Raw genomic sequence first — 20,794 nt, forward strand, 5'->3', positions numbered from 1 at the left:
GCGCTTTCTTTTAATCATCGTTTGGAATGAGCCTAATGAATTATCAAGACTCTGCGCAAGTTTCTGGTCAGTTTGTTGACCTGAAGGGTGAGCGTTATTACAAAATTAGCCATGTTGATCAAATGGCCCCATTTTTTATCAGTGTGGTGTCTGCCAGTAATCACTGGATGTTTATTTCATCGACTGGCGCATTATCAGCCGGTCGTATTCGTCCTGAAAACGCGCTATTCCCGTATCGCTCGGTCGATCATATTCATGAAAACGCCGATAACACGGGCGCAAAAGCGCTGTTTAAGGTTCGATTAAATGATGGCGCAATCGCAAAGTGGGAACCGTTTAATCCTCATCACGATGGTCTGTATCACGTTGAGCGTCACCTGTATAAAAACGCCGTGGGTGACAAGATTGTTTTTGAAGAGCGTAACCACAGCTTAGGCTTGACCTATCAATACAGCTGGCGTACATCCGATCGTTTTGGTTTTGTGCGCGAAACGGAAATTGTTAATGACGGTGATGTGGCGGTAAACATCGAGCTGCTTGATGGGATTCAAAACTTATTGCCATCAGGTGCACCGCTTGCGGCGTTGCAAACTAAGAGTGCGCTGGTGGACGCTTACAAATGGAACGAGCGTGTTGCTGAATTGCCAATGGCAACCTTTAGCCTATATGCAAAATTGAGCGACCGCGCTGATCCGGCCGAAGCGCTTCGTGCCACATCGGTCTTTTCGGTGGCCGATGATGAACAAACACTACTGCTGAGCAGCCGAGCGTTGGCACAATTTCGCAAAGACTTGCCTTTAGACGAGCAGCCACTGATCCGCGGCGAGCGTGGTGCGTATTTTGTGCACCAAACGCTTGTTCTAAAGGCTGGCGAGCGTAAAATTTGGCTAATGGTGGCAGATGTAGACCAAAGTCACTCAGATTTAGCTTCACTGATGAATACAGTGCGTGATGCAAGTGCATTACGTGATGAGATTGAGTGTGATATCGCCGCTAACCAAGCTGAACTAATGGCGCTTATGGCTGGTGGTGATGCGTGGCAGCGTTCCTCTTCTGAAGAGACCGACGTTCATCATTATGCGAACGTTTTGTTTAACACATTGCGTGGTGGCGCTATCGTAGAGGGTTATCAGCTTAACCCTGACGATGTGCGCGTGACTATCTCACGCACCAATAAAACATTGGCGGCGAAACACGCGGAGCTGTTGGCGTCACTGCCTCACGATTTAACTCATCCACAATTGGTCTCGCTAGCAAAAGCGACTGGGGATGCGCAGTTGGTTCGTTTGGCGTACGAATATTTGCCACTGACGTTTGGCCGTCGTCACGGCGACCCAAGTCGTCCTTGGAACCATTACGAGATCAAAGTGCGTGATGAGGAAGGCAATCGCCTGCTTTCATACCAAGGCAACTGGCGTGATATTTTCCAAAACTGGGAAGCGCTTGCCCTTAGCTATCCGAACTTTATCGCGTCCTTTGTCGCGAAATTCGTGAATGCGTCAACGGTGGATGGTTACAACCCGTATCGCATCACTAAAGACGGCGTAGATTGGGAAGTGCTTGAGCCGGAAGATCCGTGGAGCAACATTGGTTACTGGGGCGATCATCAAATTATCTATTTGCTGAAATTCCTTGAACTCGCAGATAAATACCATAGTGAAGCGCTTATTGAGTGGCTTGGCGCAGAACACTACAGCTATGCCAATGTGCCTTATGAAATCGCTGATGTGGTCCAGTTGTTTGCTAACCCGAAAGACACCGTGGTGTTTAATCAAGCGAAGCACGACGAAACGGTCAAACTGAGCCAAACACTCGGTAGCGACGGTCGTCTGTTACTCGACAGTGAAGGCGCGGTCTATCAAGTGAACTTGATGGAAAAATTGTTGGTGCCTTTATTGGCGAAGTTGAGCAACTTTGTGCTAGATGGCGGCATTTGGCTTAATACTCAACGTCCAGAGTGGAACGATGCTAACAACGCGATTGTTGGTAACGGACTTTCAATGGTCACTTTGTATTATATGCGCCGCTATGTGGCCTTTATGCAAAACGTGCTCACTCGCGCGCCACAGGCCGTCACTCTGTCTCAAGAAGTGGCGACTTGGTTGGTGCAAACCAGTGATGCACTCGTGCGTGCAGCTCAGCAGCTCAAACAAACCTCAGTTACTGGTGAGTTGCGTAAAACCTTGCTAAATGAATTGGCGATGGCAGCGCAAGATTATCGCGATCAGGTTTATGTGCACGGTTTTAGCAGCAAAACTACCGTCGACGCCGATGCGTTGGCGACATTATTGACGGTGTCCCTTGAGCTGCTTGATCAAACAATCAAGAGTAACAAGCGCCATGACGGCTTGTATAACGCTTACAATATTCTGGATGTACAAGGTGAGGCGGCGTATGTCGAAGAGTTATACCCAATGCTCGAGGGTCAAGTCGCGTTGCTCAGCGCTGGCGTCCTGACCGCCGATGAGAGCATTGAGCTACTGGATGCTCTTTTTGCTAGCGATATGTATCGTGCTGATCAGCAAACATTTATGCTGTATCCAGATCGCGAACTGAGCGGCTTTTTGGATAAAAACCGCGTTGCTGCGCATTTTGTGGCGGACTCAAGACTGATGCAAGCAATGCTTGAGCGTGATGATAAGCGTCTGATTCAAAAAGATGTAAACCACATTGTGCATTTTAATCCCGAGTTTGATAATGCGCAGGTGATGATGGCGATGATTGCTGAGATCAAGCCTGAATACGCTGATTTTTCTGAGTCTGACTGGCAACAGCTGTTAGCTGCCTATGAAGCGACGTTTAATCATAAAGCGTTCACAGGCCGCTCTGGAACTATGTTTGGTTACGAAGGTTTGGGCTGCATTTATTGGCACATGGTGTCTAAATTACTGCTTGCGGTGCAAGAAAACTACCAAGCGTCTCTTCAGGCTCATGGCATGAGCGCGCAAACGCAAGCGCTGGATGATTTTTATTACCGCGTGCGTGAAGGGATTGGCTTTAACAAAACGCCAAGTGTGTATGGTGCGTTCCCAACCGATCCCTATTCGCACACGCCGAAACAGGCTGGCGCGCAACAGCCGGGCATGACTGGTCAAGTAAAAGAAGAGGTGCTCACGCGCTTTGGTGAACTTGGTGTTGTGGTGAACAACGGCGTGCTACACATTGAGCCGACCTTGTTAAAACGTGGTGGTTTTACCGCTAAAGCGGGCACGTTTGTTTACCAAGACGTGTTTGGTAAAAAAGGTGAATTAGCAATGAATGCGAATTCGCTAGCGTTCACTTACTGCCAAGTGCCGTTTGTTTATACGCTGAATGCAGAAGCATCAACAGCCAGTATGGCGGTGACATTAGTCAGCGGCGAAGTTGTTACGCATGATGGTTGCACGTTATCCAATGAGCTAAGCCGAGCGCTATTTGACCGCAAAGGTATAATACGTACTGTCGAGGTGGTATTGCCGGCGTCGTCAATCAAGGCATAACAATTATACCCGTCCTACTAAACTAAAGGGAGCGAGTCGCTCCCTTTTTGCTAGCTTGAGTAGGCGATTAAGCGAGCTTTAGGCGTTTAGGTTTTTCACGGAATCGCGCTCAACGAGCTGAGGAACCAACTTTCGACTCGTCAGTGTTTGTTTCTCATGCAATTGGTCAATGATCATTTTACCCGCAAGCTTACCCATCTCATAAATCGGGAAACCCACAGTGCTCAAACGTGGTCGCATGTGACTCGACATCAAATCATTATCAAAACTGACCAATGAAATATCTTCACCTATGGTTAAGTTGAGCTTGGCGCACGCATCGTAGACAGCGAGAGCAATGTTGTCATTTTGGCAAAATACCGCGGTAATGGTGCCTGCATTGGCAAGAAGATCGTAAGCTTTAACAAAGTTTCCTTCGTGGTCGAAACGGCCTTCAATGGTGAGTCGCGGATCGTACGCGACATTGTGCTCAGCGAGCGCACGTATGTAGCCAGAAAGCCGGTCGCGGGCATCTGGTTTTGAGAGGGGGCCGGTAATACAAGCGATGTGACGATGCCCATTGTCGAGCAGATTCTTGGTCGCCAGATACCCGCCCAGCTCGTTATCCAAGCTGAGACATTGATGATCCAGTTCGGGGATAAAACGGTTGAGAACCACGAGGGCTTTAAAGCCATGGGCAAATTGTTTAAGTTCGTCGTCAGAAAGTTTGTCACTGTGAACAATGGCACCATCGACTTGTTTTGAGCGCAAAAAATTGAGCGCATCACGCTCTTTTACTTCACTTTCTTGACCACTGGTTACGATAAAATGCAGACCCGCGCGGTAAAGCTCGTCCTCAGCAGAATGCATCAGTGGGCCATAAAAAGGACCATCTAAGCTGCCGACCAACATGCCAACGCTGTTTGAGCGACTACTCGCAAGCGCTTGCGCTGCAAGATTTGGGGTATAACCTAGGGCTTCAATCGCTTGTTGGACTTTAACAAGATTCTTTTCTTTCACGCTGGCTTGGCCGTTAATCACCCGTGAAACCGTTGCCTGAGAGACGTTGGCGTACTCGGCAACTTCTTTAATTGTAATTGTTTTCTTTTCCATAATCTGCGTTACGTTTTATGCCATCTTATCGAAAAAATCAGTAAGAAGGGTGCAATAAGTTATGTTCATGTTGAGAGCTATAGTATTCAAATCGTGTGATGGCGCAAAGCAATTTGTGAATAAAGCGCTTTACAAAAGTAAAGCGTGTGATAGCCGTCGGTTTGTTGTGATGTCTCACCGTGTCTCATCACCAAGGTTGAGAGTTCGACTATCCATTTCTATAGTGTTGTTGACCTTTACTGATAAACAACGGAGTAGATATGGCATATTCAGTCAAACTCAAAGCGGGAGATGTGTTTCCGTCTTTAATGGCGACGCTGCTTGATAGTTCAACCGTGGTTCTTGGTCGACCTGATGGCAAAGCGACGTGGCAGGCCGTATTTGTCTATCGAGGCAAGCATTGCCCTTTGTGTACCGAATACCTTAATGAGATTGAGCGCTTTTTACCGGCCTTTGAAGCGGCCGGGGTCGGTGTGATTGCCGTTTCTGCGGACGCAGAGCATCAATTAGCCGAACATATGGATAAACTGAATGTCAGTTTTCCGATTGCGTATGGCCTTACTGAAGATGAGTTAAAAACGCTCGGTGTTTACATTTCAACGCCACGTTCAGAGCTTGAAACCGACCACAATTTTGCTGAACCCGCTTTGTTTGTCGTGAATGATGAAGGCAATCTGCATGTGGTGGATTTGTCGAATAATCCGTATGTGCGCCCAGAACTCAATGCATTGACACGCGGTTTGGCTTGGATTCGCGATCCAAACAATCATTATCCGATTCGAGGCACACTCGATTACTAATGACGTGTCAGTCATCGTTTAAGCGCCATTAGGCAACTATGTCATCGCCTAGAATCACAATTTTGGGCGGTGACGTTTTAATTTATTTTTCCACAAGACATCAACACTCACTAACCAGTTTTACTCGCAAGCTTTACGCTGCTGGAAAACGGCAATTCAATGAACCCTCGAATAAAATGTGTGACGCTGTGGTAAAGTGCGTTAGTATCACTTATGTTCACGAATAGCTAAGGAAGGGCAGTGTGAATTGGTTGTATCTCGTCATAGCAATTGTCGCGGAAGTTATCGCGACAACGTCATTAAAAGCATCCGATGGATTTACGAAATTGCTGCCATCATTGATTGTGGTCGTCGGGTATGGATGCACTTTCTTTTTTCTCTCTTTGACGTTAAGAACCATTCCTCTTGGTGTGGCTTATGCGATTTGGTCAGGTGTTGGCGTTGCGTTAGTAACGGCGATTGCTTGGGTATTTTACGGACAAAAACTCGACTTAGCAGCCATGGTCGGTATCGGTTTGATTGTGGCGGGTGTAGTGGTGTTAAATGCCTTTTCGCGAGCGTCGGCATAAGAAGACAAAGGTACTTGGGTATAAGTACCTTTGTCTTATGTTTTTAATGGCCTGACGGGTATTAGTTCTCTGATGGACAGAAAAATTCCGCTCGCCATTCAAAGTGATTACTTTCACACATGGTTTGCAAAAGATCTTGCCCCGTCATTTGAGGAAAGACGTGACGAACCATCATCTCTTCTGCGTCTATTTGGCGTTTTTCATACGCGCGCACATGGGTAAAAGTGGAGTTCCGGTTTCTCGACAGCAGCGCCTTGCTTAGGCAAATTCCAAAATTATCGCGTTCCATGGTGAAGTTCCTTCTGATTCACCGAGTCTATTTTTGTTATTATTTTCGGTTAATGTTTTATTAAATGACACAATAAATATACAACCAAATATGACTATTTGCGCGATTTTTAGCCAGTCTTTGTTTGATCTTGATCAGGTTATGGCCTGTTTGAGCTGCTAATAAAAATAAGGGCTTAGCAGAGTAATAAAGAGGCAAATACAGGTTCACAGTTTAATGTGAATACCCGTTTTTTTGCATTTTTATTTGTGACAGTGGTGCATGATGAGAGTGCATTGCGTGTCGTGTCATTCCGATAATCAATATGACTTGGGTATAAAATATCACCAGTGAACGCAGCGTCGGTCACTTTCACCCAACCAAAATTGTAAATTTTCAAATTTATTTTATCGATTGCGCTATTGACTATTGATGTAGCACGTTGAGTCGTAGACAATACCAAAATTATTTGAATAGGGTGGATGCACACGCGCTATTCTGATGGGGTGATTATCGGTGCGAACTATTATATCGATAGCTGCAAACGATTTTCACTTTAAAGGTTAGGTTGTTACGGTGGGACACTCAGACAACCCCGTTCCTAGACAAGAAGTCCCGTGTTTTTAAGGAAAGATGATGGTCATTCCAGAAAATAGTAGCATCGTAATTTTTGGTGCTTCCGGCGATCTTACGTACCGTAAGCTCATTCCTGCGTTGTACCATTTGTACGCTAATCAACAATTGCCAAACAATTTTGCCATTCTTGGTGTCAGCCGTACCGATTACAGTGATGAAAGCTATCGTTCAAAATTAAAGCGTTCTCTTGAAGAAATGGAGAAAACAGAGCCTGCTGTTCTCGACGCATTTATCGACCACCTACACTACCAAGCGATTGATACTTCCGACAGTGAAGACTATGCGAAGCTGGCGACACGCTTGTCACAACTGGCAGACCAGTACCAATTTGAGCAACGCAACACGCTATTCTATCTAGCGACACCACCTAGTTTGTACAGCGTGATTCCACAAAGTTTGGCTTGCCATGGCTTAAATGATGAAGCGGACGGTTGGAAGCGTTTGATTGTTGAAAAGCCGTTCGGTTACGACTTGGCCTCAGCACGCGAGCTTGATCTCGAGATCCATCGTCATTTCCAAGAACATCAGATCTACCGTATCGACCACTATCTTGGTAAAGAAACGGTGCAAAATTTATTGGTATTTCGTTTTTCAAACGCCATGTTTGAACCTCTGTGGAATCGCAATTTCATTGATTATGTTGAAATTACCGGCGCGGAGTATCTCGGTGTCGAAGAGCGTGGTGGGTATTATGATGGCTCAGGTGCAGTGCGCGATATGTTCCAAAACCATCTATTGCAAGTGCTTGCGATGGTCGGTATGGAGCCACCTGCACAAATTAACGCTGACTCAATGCGCGATGAAGTGGTGAAAGTGCTGCAGTGTTTAAAACCACTTGATGAAAGCGATCTACGAAATAACTTAGTGCTTGGTCAATACACCGCTTCGGAAGTTCGTGGCCAATCTTTACCCGGGTATCGAGAAGAGCACGGCGTAGCGGAAGACTCGCGCACCGAAACGTATGTGGGGCTGAAAGCTTACATTAATAACTGGCGCTGGAATGGCGTGCCGTTTTACGTGCGCACTGGCAAGCGTATGCCGACGCGTGTTACGGAAGTAGTGATACACTTTAAAGGTACGCCACACCCTGTCTTTGGCCAAAATGCACCAGAAAACAAACTCATTATTCGAATTCAGCCTGATGAAGGCATTCAGATGAGTTTTGGTCTTAAAGAGCCTGGCGCTGGTTTTCGTGCAAAGGAAGTGAAAATGAATTTTCATTACGCTTCGTTGCAAGAGACGCAGATGCTAACAGCTTATGAACGTTTATTGCTTGATGCATTGAATGGTGACGCGACATTGTTTGCGCGTACAGACGCTGTCGAGGCGTGTTGGCAATTTGTTCAGCCAATCCTCGACTATAAACAAGATCCACAAGCACTGTTTGGATATGCTTGTGGCACATGGGGGCCTCAGGAGTCCGACCAGCTGCTTGAACGAGATGGTCGCGCGTGGCGTTTCCCTTGTAAGAACCTCACCGATACGGATTATTGCGAATTATGATCAACCATAAAATTTTCCCTACTGCTGAATTGGTCGTCGAAAGTTTAGCCAACGATATGAAAGCCTTTAGCGAACTCGGGCGACCAATACACATTTCTCTTTCAGGCGGCAGCACGCCAAAAATGTTGTTTAAGCTTTTGGCACAAGAGCCTTACGCCAGCCAAATTCAATGGAATAACCTGCACTTTTGGTGGGGAGATGAGCGCTGCGTGGCACCAAGTGACGCTGAAAGCAATTATGGTGAGGCAAACGAATTATTGTTTCGCCATGTCGCGATCCCTGAGCAAAATATTCACCGTATTCTTGGTGAAGCTGAGCCTGAGCTGGAAGTGAAACGTTTTGCCAAAGAGATGCAAGAGTGTATTCCTTTGGCAGATGGCACGCCGGTTTTTGATTGGATCTTGTTGGGCGTTGGGGCGGATGGCCACACGGCATCGTTGTTCCCAGAGCAAACTAATTATGATGACGCCAATTTGGCGGTCTTGGCGACTCAGCCACAAAGCGGTCAAATTCGCGTCTCTAAAACAGCGCGCGTGCTTGAGGCGGCAAAACGCATTAGCTATCTCGTGCTGGGCGCGGGTAAAGCGGACATTGTGTACGAAATTAATTCCACACCACCGGAAGCATTGCCATACCCTGCGGCGAAAATTCAAGCACGTAGTGGCTTAACTGAGTGGTATTTAGATTTGGACGCGGCTGCGCGCATTGCGTAACACGCAGTCTCGTTAGCGGAGCAGCCGGTGCGCTGCCCGCACTTAACCTCACATTTGGAGAATAATAATGAAAGGTGATATCGGTGTAATTGGCCTTGCGGTTATGGGTCAGAACCTTATCCTTAACATGAACGATCATGGCTTTAAAGTCGTGGCTTACAACCGCACGACAGCAAAGGTGGATGAGTTCCTCGAAGGTCCTGCAAAAGACACCAACATCATTGGCGCGTATTCCCTTGAAGATTTAGTGGCGAAGTTAGAAGCCCCACGCAAAGTGATGCTAATGGTGCGTGCAGGTGATGTGGTTGATACCTTCATTGACGCATTGGTACCACTTCTTTCAGAAGGTGACATCATTATTGATGGCGGTAACACCAATTATCCTGATACCAACCGTCGTGTTGCGGCTTTGCGTGAAAAGGGCATTCATTTTATTGGTACTGGCGTATCAGGTGGTGAAGAGGGTGCTCGTTTTGGTCCATCTATCATGCCTGGTGGCGCGGCAGAAGCGTGGCCTGCAGTGAAACCGATTTTCCAAGCGATTGCAGCGAAAACCGATGCAGGTGAGCCGTGTTGTGATTGGGTGGGCAACGATGGTGCAGGTCACTTCGTAAAAATGGTCCATAACGGCATCGAATATGGCGACATGCAGCTTATCACTGAAGCGTACCAGTTCATGAAAGATGGATTGGGTATGAGCGCAGATGAGATGCAAGCTGTGTTTGCTCAGTGGAACACCACCGAGCTCGATAGTTACTTGGTTGAGATCACGGCAGACATTCTTGGTTATAAAGATGAGAATGGCGAAGCTCTAGTGGAGAAGATCCTTGATACTGCAGGCCAAAAAGGTACTGGTAAATGGACGGGTATCAATGCGCTAGATTTGGGTATTCCTTTAACGTTGATTTCTGAGTCTGTATTTGCGCGTTGCCTTTCTGCGCTGAAGGACCAACGTGTTGCGGCGGAGCAAGCGTTTGGTAAAACGATCGCGCCAGTGGAAGGGGACAAACAAGAGTGGGTTGATGCACTACGCCAAGCGCTATTGGCATCAAAAATCATCTCTTACGCTCAAGGTTTCATGCTGATGCGTGAAGCGTCAAACGAAAATGGCTGGGATCTCAACTACGGTAACGTTGCGCTAATGTGGCGTGGTGGCTGTATTATTCGTTCAGCGTTCCTTGGTAATATTCGCGACGCATTTGATACCAACCCGAACCTAGCGTTCTTGGGCTCAGACGACTACTTCAAAACGATTTTGATTAACAGCATGAGTGCGTGGCGTAAAGTTGCAGCAAAATCTCTAGAAGCGGGTATTCCAATGCCGTGTACCACGTCTGCGCTGACTTTCCTTGATGGTTACACCACAGCGCGCTTGCCAGCAAACTTGCTGCAAGCACAGCGAGATTACTTCGGCGCGCATACTTATGAGCGTATTGACCGTCCACGTGGTGAATTCTTCCATACTAACTGGACAGGAACTGGCGGTAATACAGCATCGACCACTTACGATGTGTAATTAGCACGATGTAGTGTTTCTCCATATCAAGAGGATGCAAATAGGCATCCTCTTTTACTTTATTGTCAATTCTTCACCTTAAAATCACTTCATTATATGATGCGCAATTCAATTAAATCATTTATGGATGACCTTTCCCTGTGAAAATTATTATCGACGACCTCTCTGGTGGTGACGTGATACAGCTACTGGAAGAGCACTTGGCCGACATGTACGCGGTGTCTCCACCAGAAAGTGTTCATGCATTGGATATTGTCAGTCTTAAAGCGCCTGAAATTACATTTTTCAGCGGTTGGGAGAATGAACAATTGCAAGGATGTGTGGCACTCAAAACGCTTACATCTGATCACGTGGAGTTAAAGTCAATGCGGACCACTCGAGCTGCACGAGGAAAAGGCGTTGCTAAGCAACTTCTTACTCACGCCTTGAATGCTGCGCAAGCAAATGGCTTTACTACAGTCAGTTTGGAAACAGGCGCTGAAGACTATTTCATTCCTGCGCGGAAATTGTATGAAAAATTTGGTTTTTCATACTGCGCTCCTTTTGCTCAGTATATTGACGATCCCAATAGCCGTTTCATGACTAAATGTTTGTGAGTTAAAAGGTCAATATTCTTTCTACTAATGCGGTTATCCAAGACAGGTAAAGCATAGCGCAGCCAACGGGGTAACATCAGAACTCATCGCCGAAGAGGGGCGTGGCCAGATAGCAGCAGTGACTTTTGTGGGTAATAATACGACAGCGCCGTTAGAAGGGCAGTTCGCAGCCAACCTTTCACAATATGCTGGTGGAACGATAGAGTTCGATCTTAAAGTGGATGCCAACCCTGGTGGTAAAGTGTTCGTTGCCCTTTCATGTGGCTATCCGTGTGGCACTGCGGACTATGAGATCACCTCACAGCTTACAGACGCCACGGGCTGGAATCGTATCAGTATTGATTTAGATACGATTACCGCAACACCAAAGCAAAGTGGTGTGCCGTTTAATCTAAATAGTGTCACTCAACCATTGATTATTTTACCCGCTTGGGGCGAACAGCAAAAAGGGACGATATTTAAGCTCGACAATATTCGTTATTTACCAAAGGCGTTATAGAGGGTCATGATGCTCACCTGCGTGAGCATCAAAGTGAACATCAGCCGTTCATCATTTTGATGACACTCAGCCCAGCCATGTGGGCTGAGTTTTTTTATCTCAATGGCCAACTTATAATTTTATATCACCTATCGCAGGGTTGCCACTGAGGCGCGGCGTACCAAAATGGGCATATAAAGACGCTGCTCGGTGGTTGAGTTTGTAACCTTGTGCGAATCGCCATTGGCCAGCTCGAGCGCCAGTTTTACCGCTTGACTTGCCATGACTTGAATGGGATAGCGTACAGTGGTGAGGCGTGGATAAATAAAGCGGGCGATATGACCATCATCAAAACCAATGACCGAAATGTCTTCTGGAATTTGGCGGCTATTTTCTTGTAACAGCGCCATGCAGCCTGCGGCCATATAGTCGTTGTATGTGGCGACTGCGGTAATGGGGGTATTTTTCGATAACTGGTTCACCATGGCAGACTCACCGCCCATTTCATCTGGCTCACCAAATTCAATATAGTCGTCACACACTTCAATACCATTATCGATAAGCGCTTGCTTGTAACCGGCGAGGCGATCATGGGCGTCATCGATATCATGTGATGAACAAAGATAGGCGATGTGACGATGACCGTGGCGAATTAAATGCTCGGTCGCCAAATAAGCGCCGTGGTGATTATCGAGCGCGACACAGCGTTCGGCAATTTGCGGCACCACGCGGTTGATAACCACCATGCCGGGCACTTCATCGGCCAATTGGACTAACTCTTCATCGCTCATGCCCTTGGTATGCAACACTAATGATTCACAGCGGCTGTTAATTAACAAGTTAATCGCATTTCGCTCTTTTTGCGCGTCGTGATACCCATTGCCTATCAGAAGCTGCTTTTCCAGATCCGCCGCCACATTATCAATGGCTTTCACCATAGTGCCAAAAAAGGGCGCAGAGACATCGTTGACTAAAACACCGATGGTATTGGACGATTTACTGACCAAGGCGCGCGCGTTGGCATTAGGGCGGTAACCGAGTTTTTCCATTGCCTGTTTCACTGCAATAGTGGCAGCTTCACTGGTGTGAGGTGCGTTATTAATCACACGAGAGGTGGTGGCGATAGACACGCCAGCTTCCTTGGCAACATCCTTGATAGTGGTCATAGCGAAGAGGTAACGAGTGGCTTTGAATTCAGTTAGTTAATACTAGGGGAGATGAAAACACAAGTGAAAGCAGGCCATATGCTGCGCTAGGTCAAAGAGTCTTTTAAATTGGAGTTAACGCCTCGTTAAGTACGAGGCGTTGTTAGGTATTACGGTGGATTACTTAGCGTGGCCGAACACCAATTGGTAACGATAGGCACGCTCGGTGAGCTGGAAGGCGCGGTGGACGCTTGGGCTCCAAGAATCATCGCCGCCAACACCCATATGCTGGTGGTCGATACGCAGATAAAGCTTGTCGTCGGCGACCAATTCATTGGTGTGTTTCGCTGCCGCTAGCATGGTTTGTGCGTAACGACTGACGCTGAACTGGAATGAGCCAGAGAAAGTCACATCAGCAATATCAAGTTGCTCAGTGCCACAACGCAGCCCGTTATCGGTTGGGAAAATATAAGGCGTGTGCATCGCTTCTACCGTTTGTGTATGAAGACCAAAACGCGCAGCAGCTTGGCGGTCTGGATAGTTCTCAAAAGGACCTAAACCACGCCATGAGACTTGCGGCGTCGAAGAGCCTTGTGTCAGCGCCAAAGACAGTGCCATTTCTAGGCCAATACGTGGCATCGGTGGTAGCGCGTCGGATAGCGTGACCGCAACATCGAGTTCAAGTGTGCCATCATTGCGCGCGGTGTATGTCCAAATCGTGATTGCTTGGATCTGCTCGCCGTGTCGATAAGCAAAGGTGCTGCGCACGCGCACGCCATCACGCAGGGTATCGACATCAAAAGCGGTGCATTCGCGGTGCCACTGACCAATGCCCGCTTGTTCCCAACGGCAAATCCACGCATTTGGGTCGATATTATCCACTTCGCTGATGCCGATATCGTTATCAAGCGGCGCGCGGAAGAAGTTATCTTGTGGGCCATCAATCAACTGGTCAACACCATTAATGCGCCATTGAGTTAATAAACCGCTGTCACGCTCCCAGTGCCATTGATGCGCGCCATCTGTGGTGCAGATAGTGAGGCCATTTTGGGTTTGAGCCAAATCCGGCGCTGAGCTCACCGTGGTGGAAGGCAGCGAAAGAGGCGCGCGGTTTTGCAGTGCAAATTGCTCTGTTACCAACACATGGTTTGCGCCAGCCCAAGGCGTGTCTGCTATCAGCGTAATATCGATATTGAGGTGATATTGCGCGTTGGCTTTAGCGGTAAAGCGCACTGGCAGCTCAATGGTTTTGATTTGTTCAGGCGCAAGTGACAGAGTGATAACGCCTTGATCAATAACCTCACCATTTTCCAATAGTGCCCAGACAAGCTGCTCATTATCTGTGTGACGGAATACGTTTTCGCTGGTTAGCGTGACAGCGCAGTAATCATCGGTTTGCTCAGCGAGCGTCGCGGTGATCATGCGTTGACAATATTTGGCTTCCTCAAGCGCCGGGTGAGCGGTTCGATCTGGGAACAGAAGGCCATTAATACAGAACTGACGGTCATTGATTTCATCGCCGAAATCGCCGCCGTAGGCCCAAAAATGGGTGCCGTCGGCATCGCGTTGGCTCAAGCCTTGGTCAACCCAGTCCCAAATAAAGCCACCTTGCAAACGTGGATACTCACGGAACGCATCCCAATACTGGTTAAAGTTTCCTAAGCTGTTGCCCATTGCATGGGCGTATTCGCACAAAATTAATGGGCGAGTTTCGTTAGGCAATGAAATCCATTTTTTGATTGGGTATTTAGGCACGGCATCATCGGCAACCAGAGTTTCCACACGCGCGTACATCGGCGCGATAATGTCGGTTGCACTGGTGTTTGAACCACCACCTTCATATTGAACGGGTCGTGACGGGTCAAAGTTTTTCGACCAGCCATACATAGCATCGTGGTTGCTGCCATGTCCAGATTCATTGCCAAGTGACCAGATAATGATAGACGGATGGTTTTTATCACGCATCACCATCTGTGTATAACGGCTCATAAACGCATGCGCCCATTGAGGGTTGCTCGACAGGCGGTTCATTGGCTGCATGCCATGAGTTTCGATATTGGCCTCATCACACACGTACAAGCCGTATTGGTCACAAAGCTCATACCAACGTGGGTGGTTAGGGTAGTGCGCGGTGCGAACCGCATTAAAGTTGTTCTGTTTTAGCAGACAAATGTCGCGTACCATATCGTACTCAGTCATCACATGACCAAGCTCAGGATGGTGTTCATGACGGTTTACGCCACGAATCAATACTGGTTTGCCATTAAGTTGCAATTGACCGGCAATGATTTCCACTTTACGAAAGCCAACTGCGTACGCTTCACTTTCAATGTAATTGCCTTGGTCATCGAGCAGTGAGACGACAAGACGGTAAAGATGGGGCGTTTCCGCGCTCCATTTTTTAGGCTCACGTACGTGCAGCGTTTGGAACACCACATCACTCCAACTGCCGCGCTCGTCGATACGACGGTTGTGTGGCCGGGCCGTTTCTGCCTCAGTAATTGCGATTTCACCATCGAATAGCTGAACTTGCACTTGATAGTTTTCAGGCGCGTTAAGTTCCGTCACAATCGACAATGAACCATCGCGATAGCAGGCGTCCAAATCAGGCGTGATGAACACATCTTCAATGCACTGCTTAGGTTTGCTCAGTAGCGTCACATCGCGGAAAATGCCACTCAGCCACCACATATCTTGGTCTTCAAGGTAGCTACCGTCACTCCAACGCAGCACCATGGCCGCCAATTGGTTTTCGCCTTCTACCAAGTATGGAGTTAGGTCAAATTCTGCAGGCAAGCGGCTGTCTTGGCTATAACCGACCCAATGACCATTACACCAAAGATAAAACGCAGAGTTGACGCCATCAAAAATGATACGCTGAGTTTGCGTGAGCGTATCAGCCGTCATGTTAAAGGTGAGGCGATAACATCCGGTTGGATTCTCTGCCGGCACAAACGGTGGGTTCACCTCGAAAGGGTATTTGACATTGGCATAAATAGGTTTGTCGTAACCGTGAAGCTGCCAGTTAGCCGGAACGGGAATGTCATCCCACAGATTATCGTCAAAGTGTGATTCAATAAACTCACCATCAACTTGCTCTGGTGCCGCGAACAGTTTGAATTTCCAAAGACCATTGAGCGATTGGCGCTGGGCATTGACACCGTCTCGAGCGTCGGCCGCAGAGCGATAGCTTGCAAGAGGGCTGTGTGCTTTTAGGCAGTGAATATTGACCGATTGGGGATTTTCCCAGTCGCGTCGTGACAGGATCGTTGAAAAAGCAGTCATCTCTTTCCTACTTGTTGTTGCTGTTGCGTAATTTGACCAGGCGCATTGCTTGGCGCTTAATATATACCCAAGTGACCTCAAGATGCAGGATTCAGAGCCTACTCACTGGGCTGAGAGCAAGGCAAACAACGTAGCGAAATAGCCAGTCTATTTTCAAGTTGTTTAACGCAGCCATCAGTTCAGTGATCGGCTCCCAAAGGGCGAGTTGTCTTGGTTCATCAGCTTTGTTGACGATTTTCGATTGAGGGCCACTCAATCTTCAAATCTTCGCCTCACTGACAAACCAAGTCATTCTCGCTGAACCTCGCATCTTGAGGTCACTTGGGTATATACCCAAGTGACCCTATTTAAAGTAACTTAGGTATACAGTCAAAAGGGAAGGTATATCACCCTCCCTAAATTGACGTTAGCTAAGCGGGATTACCACCACGCTTCGACGTTAAAGCCAAATGTCATTTCGTCGACATTGCTACGAGCAACTCCGCGTGCTGCGCCATAGACGGTGTCGCCACGATCCCACTCAGTGGTTTGATCAGCGTACGTGGCAAACAGACGCAGTGATGGACGCGCCCAAACCCCTTTACCCGCTTGGAACATTTGCGCGATGGTGATTTTGGTCAGCTCGTTAGTGCCAAGTCCTTTTTGCGATTCAACTGACTCAAAACCAATTTCAAGCGCGGTGGCCATGTAATCATTCCACGCGTATTGAGGACGCGCGCCAACACTTAGCCATTTTTCGCCTTCGTCGTTATCAAGTTGATTGTCTTGGTATGCGAACGAGTACATCATTTGAATATTGTCGGTCAGGTTAACGTCACCGTAGTTGAAAATGCGCCAGCTTTGACCTTCGTGTTCAACGCCGGTGCTGTATTTACGGTTGCTGCCCCCTTCGGCGCTCATTAGGCCACCGGCAAGTGCGTCGATACCGTATTGAAACGCCAATGTGTTTGAACCTTTTTCCCAGCCATAAAAGTGCAGCGCTGAGAGCATCGCGCCGGATGTTGTGATGTTTTTCTCTTCGTAATGATCATTTTGAGCAAAAACATAGTTAAGACCTAAAGTGACGCTGCCATTTTCGCTCACCTGAATGCCGCTCAGACGCGCATCAAGGTTGTGAAGAACGCGGCCATCGCCTGATGAGTTTGGCGCAAGCCACGCAAAATGACCCTGAGCGAAACCAAAATCAAGCCCTTCAACGCCAAAGCCAGTGCTTGACGTATCCCAATACTTAACGTCAATCATGTGAACTTCGTGACGACGATAGAAACGCTCACCCGCCCAGATAGTGGCTGTCGGTTGACCTTCAATAAGCCCATGCGCGGAAGACCAAGCTTGAATGAGACTCACGTCGCCCCAGCTTTCGCCACTACCAAGATACAAAGTGGTATCAAAATGAACATCTTGATGTTGGTACACATCGGCTTTAACGCCCGCTTCCCACCAGTTCAGTTCGTTACCTAGACGGAAGTTACCGTAGCCCTGAGTAGCTCGAATCACTTGATTGAGTTCGCCTTTGCCGTCGTTTTTGTTCTCGTTATCGGTATAAATCGTGCCCCATTTGGCGTATCCGAAATACTGCACATTTTCGACTGCAGCAAGAGCAGAGAGCGGTGCCATAGTCAGGGCGAGGCTGAGCGCTTTTACGAGCGTCTTCTTGTTCATGAAATGTCTCCATTAAATGTTATTTTTGTGTGAGTCCTAACTCGCCTGCAGTGTAAAGAAAATCTGGAAACGTTTCCAAATCAAAATTTGTTATTTTGAGGGTTTCATCAATAATTTGAAGTTATGCGTGATCGAGATCGCTAAATTGACGCAATTTGGGCCACAGGCGAGAGAATTAAGGGCTGAAAGAGGGCAAGATGAAGCACGAAAAGAAAAAGGCTTCGCCAATCATGAGCGAAGCCTTTGAGTCAAGGAAGTAAGTAGAATTAGATAAACGCATTGTTTTATCAGGATTTTTTCAACTTCTTGAAGGGATATTGAGTTAGGACCTACAAGACACTTCATTATAAACTCGAGAGCTTAAGAATACGGCGCTGATGCGGTGACTGCAAGAGGTAGGAATGCTGTTTGAAGTAATAATAAACAGCCAATATAACACATTGAAATAATAAGTGTTTTTTATTTCAACGACGGTGAGTTTTGCACTGTAACGAGGCGTCAATCAACAAGTGCTGACAGCAAAAACTGAATCAAAATGTGTGATAGCGCACGGTTTTCTATAAATTCTGGAAACGTTTTCATGAGTTTGCGGTAGCTCACAGATTTTTTCGCACACTGATATATTATTCAGCGCAATTTTCCAATCACCGATGATTGCTGCAATGAATAAACAATTGATCACCCTTGTGGGCACAAATACGCAACTGCTGATTGAAGTGGGCGACTTCGCTGAAATTCTCTATTGGGGGAATGCGCTACCAACCGGTCATGTGACTCCAACTGAGCGAATTGCGCTGGCTCGTCCAGTGCCTTATGGCCGCCTTGACAATGATGTGTCAATGACACTCTCGCCTGAACTTGCTCGTGGCGTGTTTAGCAGCCCTGGCCTTGAAGGGCATCGTGGCGCGCAAGACTGGGCGCCTGCGTTTGTGATTGAGCAATATGAACAGCAAGGTGATTCATTAACACTCACCAGTGTCGATTCTGTGGCAGGCTTGCGTTTAGTGAGTGAAATTGCTCTGGATAGTCACGATGTGGTCAAAACACGTCATACCCTCACCAACCTAAAGTCAGGCTTGTATACCGTCAATCGCCTCGCCAACACTCTGCCGATGCCAGCACGAGCGCAAGAGTTAATGACTTACTACGGTCGTTGGGTTCATGAATTTCAAACAGAACGTTTGCCGCTATTGCATGGTGGTTATGTTCAAGAAAACCGTCGCGGTCGCACATCTCATGAACACTACCCAGCTCTTGTCGCGGGTACGCCTCACTTCGGTGAGCTACAAGGTGATGTTTGGGGCTTCCATTTTGCTTGGAGTGGCAACCACCGTTTGCGTGTTGATGCAAAAACAGATGGTCGCCGCTACATGCAGGCTGAAGTGATTTATCTGCCGGGTGAAATTAACCTTGCGGAAAACGAGTCACTGACAACACCTTGGCTGTACGCAAGTTATAGCGGTAATGGTTTGAACCAGATGAGTCAGCAGTTCCACCGTCATGTTCGTGGTGCGATTTTGCCGGCTGAGTTCCATCAAAAGCAGCGTCCAATTCATCTTAATACGTGGGAAGGGATCTATTTTGACCACGATCCTAGCTACATCATGTCAATGGCGAGCCAGTCAGCACAGATGGGGGTTGAGCGTTTTATCATTGATGATGGCTGGTTTAAGGGGCGTAATGGCGATAAAGCGGGATTGGGAGATTGGTTCCTTTGCCAAGAAAAATACCCAGAAGGCTTGCATCAGGTCGTTGAACACGTCAATCAGCTCGGCATGGAGTTTGGACTGTGGTTTGAGCCTGAGATGATCAACAAAAACTCCGATTTATACCGTAACCATCCCGATTGGCTGCTAGCCGTTGAGGGCTATGAACAGCCAACGGGTCGCAACCAATATGTGATTGACTTGCAAAACCAAGCGGCATTTGACTACCTATTTGAACGTTTGGATCACTTTTTATCGACCTACAACATCGCTTATATCAAATGGGATATGAACCGCGAAGTGGTGCAACCTGGACATCTCGGCCAAGCGGCAGCGCATGCGCAAACGCAGCGTTACTATGAGCTCGTTGATAAAGTGCGCGCCAAGCATCCAAGCGTTGAAATTGAGTCGTGTGCGGCGGGCGGTGGTCGTATTGATTATGAAGTGCTGAAACGTACCCACCGTTTTTGGGCATCCGATAATAATGATGCGTTAGAGCGTCAAACGATTCAGCGCGGTATGAGCTATTTCTTCCCACCCGAAGTGATGGGAAGCCACATTGGCGCAAGTCACTGCCACAGTACCCGTCGCCGGCATAGCATTGAATTTCGTGGACTGACGGCGTTGTTTGGCCATATGGGAATTGAGCTTGATCCGGTTGCAGAATGTGATGAAGAAAAGCAAGGTTTTGAGCGTTATATCGAACTGCACAAGACACTGCGTCCACTATTGCATTCGGGCACGTCGTGGCGCATTCCAACGGATGACCAAGCCCACCTTGTTCACGCAGTGGTCTCTGATGATCAACGTGAAGCTGTCGTGCTATTGGCACAATTGGCAATGCCAACTCATGCATTAAGTGGCCATTTGCGAATTCCCGGTTTAGCCAATAACACTCGTTACCGAGTGCAAGTGCTGGATAAACCATCAAACTACCAAGATATCGTTAATTATCAGCCGCCATGGACCGAAGAAGGTTGTGAATTGAGCGGAAGTTGGTGCGCAGAGGTGGGGTTGACCATGCCAGTATTGGATGCTGAAACTGCGATGCTGATTAAACTTGAGGCGATAGATTAATTCCCCAATCTATACCCAAGTGACTTGGAGTTGCAGGTAGGCGGCAAACGAGCAAAGCCTCTGAGCACTTCGTGAACATAGACGAACTATGTGATGAGGTTTGTGAGAGCCAGCCAACACCCCTGCAACTTCAAGTGGTACGGGTATATGCCCAAGTGACTTGGGTATACATTATTCCTATGTCGCGGAGTCGACAATTTGTGACAATCTTATGATTGTGTTTGCCGCATTTACGTTGTAGATGCGGTTTTTTTTATCTGTTTTTCCGC

14 protein-coding genes are annotated in these 20,794 nt (G+C 47.6%); 9 read left to right on the plus strand and 5 right to left on the minus strand.

Features of this window, described 5'->3' with window-relative positions; all coding sequences use genetic code 11:
* Positions 1–35 precede the first annotated feature (35 nt).
* Positions 36–3,479 (plus strand): 1,3-beta-D-glucan phosphorylase, GH149 family, encoded by a 3,444-nt coding sequence (locus HGP28_RS14325; protein WP_168837163.1) that lies wholly within the window; start codon positions 36–38, stop codon positions 3,477–3,479.
* Between the two features lie 78 nt (positions 3,480–3,557).
* Here HGP28_RS14325 and HGP28_RS14330 read toward each other — a convergent pair whose 3' ends face one another.
* Positions 3,558–4,571, minus strand: a complete 1,014-nt coding sequence (locus HGP28_RS14330) for a LacI family DNA-binding transcriptional regulator (RefSeq protein ID WP_168837164.1) — start codon at positions 4,569–4,571, stop codon at positions 3,558–3,560.
* Between the two features lie 260 nt (positions 4,572–4,831).
* On the opposite strand from HGP28_RS14330, the gene HGP28_RS14335 reads away from it, so the two are divergent.
* Together HGP28_RS14335 and HGP28_RS14340 are read left to right on the plus strand one after the other, a co-directional pair.
* On the plus strand, positions 4,832–5,371 hold the full coding sequence (locus tag HGP28_RS14335; protein WP_168837165.1) for a redoxin domain-containing protein: 540 nt from the start codon (positions 4,832–4,834) through the stop codon (positions 5,369–5,371).
* 242 nt (positions 5,372–5,613) lie between these two features.
* On the plus strand, positions 5,614–5,940 hold the full coding sequence (locus HGP28_RS14340) for an SMR family transporter (RefSeq protein WP_168837166.1): 327 nt from the start codon (positions 5,614–5,616) through the stop codon (positions 5,938–5,940).
* Positions 5,941–6,001: 61 nt separating this feature from the next.
* Here the strand turns inward: HGP28_RS14340 and HGP28_RS14345 are convergent, their stop codons facing one another.
* Positions 6,002–6,229 (minus strand): hypothetical protein, encoded by a 228-nt coding sequence (locus tag HGP28_RS14345; RefSeq protein ID WP_168837167.1) that lies wholly within the window; start codon positions 6,227–6,229, stop codon positions 6,002–6,004.
* A 615-nt stretch (positions 6,230–6,844) separates the two neighbouring features.
* Here HGP28_RS14345 and zwf point away from each other — a divergent pair.
* The 5 genes from zwf (at position 6,845) to HGP28_RS14370 (ending at position 11,671) form a co-directional block, all read left to right on the plus strand.
* Positions 6,845–8,347: a glucose-6-phosphate dehydrogenase gene (gene zwf, locus HGP28_RS14350; protein ID WP_168837194.1), complete on the plus strand. Its 1,503-nt coding sequence runs from the start codon at positions 6,845–6,847 to the stop codon at positions 8,345–8,347.
* Positions 8,344–9,060: a 6-phosphogluconolactonase gene (pgl, locus tag HGP28_RS14355; protein ID WP_168837168.1), complete on the plus strand. Its 717-nt coding sequence runs from the start codon at positions 8,344–8,346 to the stop codon at positions 9,058–9,060. The genes zwf and pgl overlap by 4 nt, the downstream gene beginning before the upstream one ends.
* Positions 9,061–9,127: 67 nt before the next feature.
* The gene (gnd, locus tag HGP28_RS14360) at positions 9,128–10,576 is read left to right on the plus strand and encodes a decarboxylating NADP(+)-dependent phosphogluconate dehydrogenase (RefSeq protein ID WP_168837169.1); all 1,449 of its coding nucleotides are present in this window, start codon (positions 9,128–9,130) and stop codon (positions 10,574–10,576) included.
* Positions 10,577–10,716: 140 nt separating this feature from the next.
* Complete coding sequence (locus HGP28_RS14365; protein WP_168837170.1) at positions 10,717–11,172, plus strand: GNAT family N-acetyltransferase; 456 nt, start codon at positions 10,717–10,719, stop codon at positions 11,170–11,172.
* A gap of 127 nt (positions 11,173–11,299) precedes the next feature.
* Positions 11,300–11,671 carry a putative glycoside hydrolase gene (locus tag HGP28_RS14370; RefSeq protein WP_168837171.1) on the plus strand — a complete coding sequence of 124 codons (372 nt, stop codon included), beginning with the start codon at positions 11,300–11,302 and terminating at the stop codon, positions 11,669–11,671.
* 128 nt (positions 11,672–11,799) lie between these two features.
* Here the strand turns inward: HGP28_RS14370 and HGP28_RS14375 are convergent, their stop codons facing one another.
* The 3 genes from HGP28_RS14375 to HGP28_RS14385 form a co-directional block, all read right to left on the minus strand.
* On the minus strand, positions 11,800–12,816 hold the full coding sequence (locus HGP28_RS14375) for a substrate-binding domain-containing protein (RefSeq protein WP_168837172.1): 1,017 nt from the start codon (positions 12,814–12,816) through the stop codon (positions 11,800–11,802).
* Between the two features lie 159 nt (positions 12,817–12,975).
* The gene (locus HGP28_RS14380; RefSeq protein WP_168837173.1) at positions 12,976–16,080 is read right to left on the minus strand and encodes a beta-galactosidase; all 3,105 of its coding nucleotides are present in this window, start codon (positions 16,078–16,080) and stop codon (positions 12,976–12,978) included.
* Positions 16,081–16,500: 420 nt separating this feature from the next.
* The gene (locus HGP28_RS14385; protein WP_168837174.1) at positions 16,501–17,742 is read right to left on the minus strand and encodes a carbohydrate porin; all 1,242 of its coding nucleotides are present in this window, start codon (positions 17,740–17,742) and stop codon (positions 16,501–16,503) included.
* A 662-nt stretch (positions 17,743–18,404) separates the two neighbouring features.
* Here HGP28_RS14385 and HGP28_RS14390 point away from each other — a divergent pair.
* Complete coding sequence (locus tag HGP28_RS14390; RefSeq protein WP_168837175.1) at positions 18,405–20,525, plus strand: alpha-galactosidase; 2,121 nt, start codon at positions 18,405–18,407, stop codon at positions 20,523–20,525.
* Positions 20,526–20,794 lie beyond the last annotated feature (269 nt).

It is taken from the genome of Vibrio agarilyticus, assembly GCF_012641465.1.
Lineage (GTDB): Bacteria > Pseudomonadota > Gammaproteobacteria > Enterobacterales > Vibrionaceae > Vibrio > Vibrio agarilyticus.

Coding starts and splice junctions, on each gene's coding strand:
- HGP28_RS14385 (WP_168837174.1), bottom strand. CDS start 17,742: ATGAACAAGAAGACGCTCGTAAAAGCGCTCAGCCTCGCCCTGACTATG.
- HGP28_RS14325 (WP_168837163.1), top strand. CDS start 36: ATGAATTATCAAGACTCTGCGCAAGTTTCTGGTCAGTTTGTTGACCTG.
- HGP28_RS14375 (WP_168837172.1), bottom strand. CDS start 12,816: ATGACCACTATCAAGGATGTTGCCAAGGAAGCTGGCGTGTCTATCGCC.
- gnd (WP_168837169.1), top strand. CDS start 9,128: ATGAAAGGTGATATCGGTGTAATTGGCCTTGCGGTTATGGGTCAGAAC.
- HGP28_RS14330 (WP_168837164.1), bottom strand. CDS start 4,571: ATGGAAAAGAAAACAATTACAATTAAAGAAGTTGCCGAGTACGCCAAC.
- zwf (WP_168837194.1), top strand. CDS start 6,845: ATGGTCATTCCAGAAAATAGTAGCATCGTAATTTTTGGTGCTTCCGGC.
- HGP28_RS14345 (WP_168837167.1), bottom strand. CDS start 6,229: ATGGAACGCGATAATTTTGGAATTTGCCTAAGCAAGGCGCTGCTGTCG.
- HGP28_RS14335 (WP_168837165.1), top strand. CDS start 4,832: ATGGCATATTCAGTCAAACTCAAAGCGGGAGATGTGTTTCCGTCTTTA.
- HGP28_RS14380 (WP_168837173.1), bottom strand. CDS start 16,080: ATGACTGCTTTTTCAACGATCCTGTCACGACGCGACTGGGAAAATCCC.
- HGP28_RS14390 (WP_168837175.1), top strand. CDS start 18,405: ATGAATAAACAATTGATCACCCTTGTGGGCACAAATACGCAACTGCTG.
- pgl (WP_168837168.1), top strand. CDS start 8,344: ATGATCAACCATAAAATTTTCCCTACTGCTGAATTGGTCGTCGAAAGT.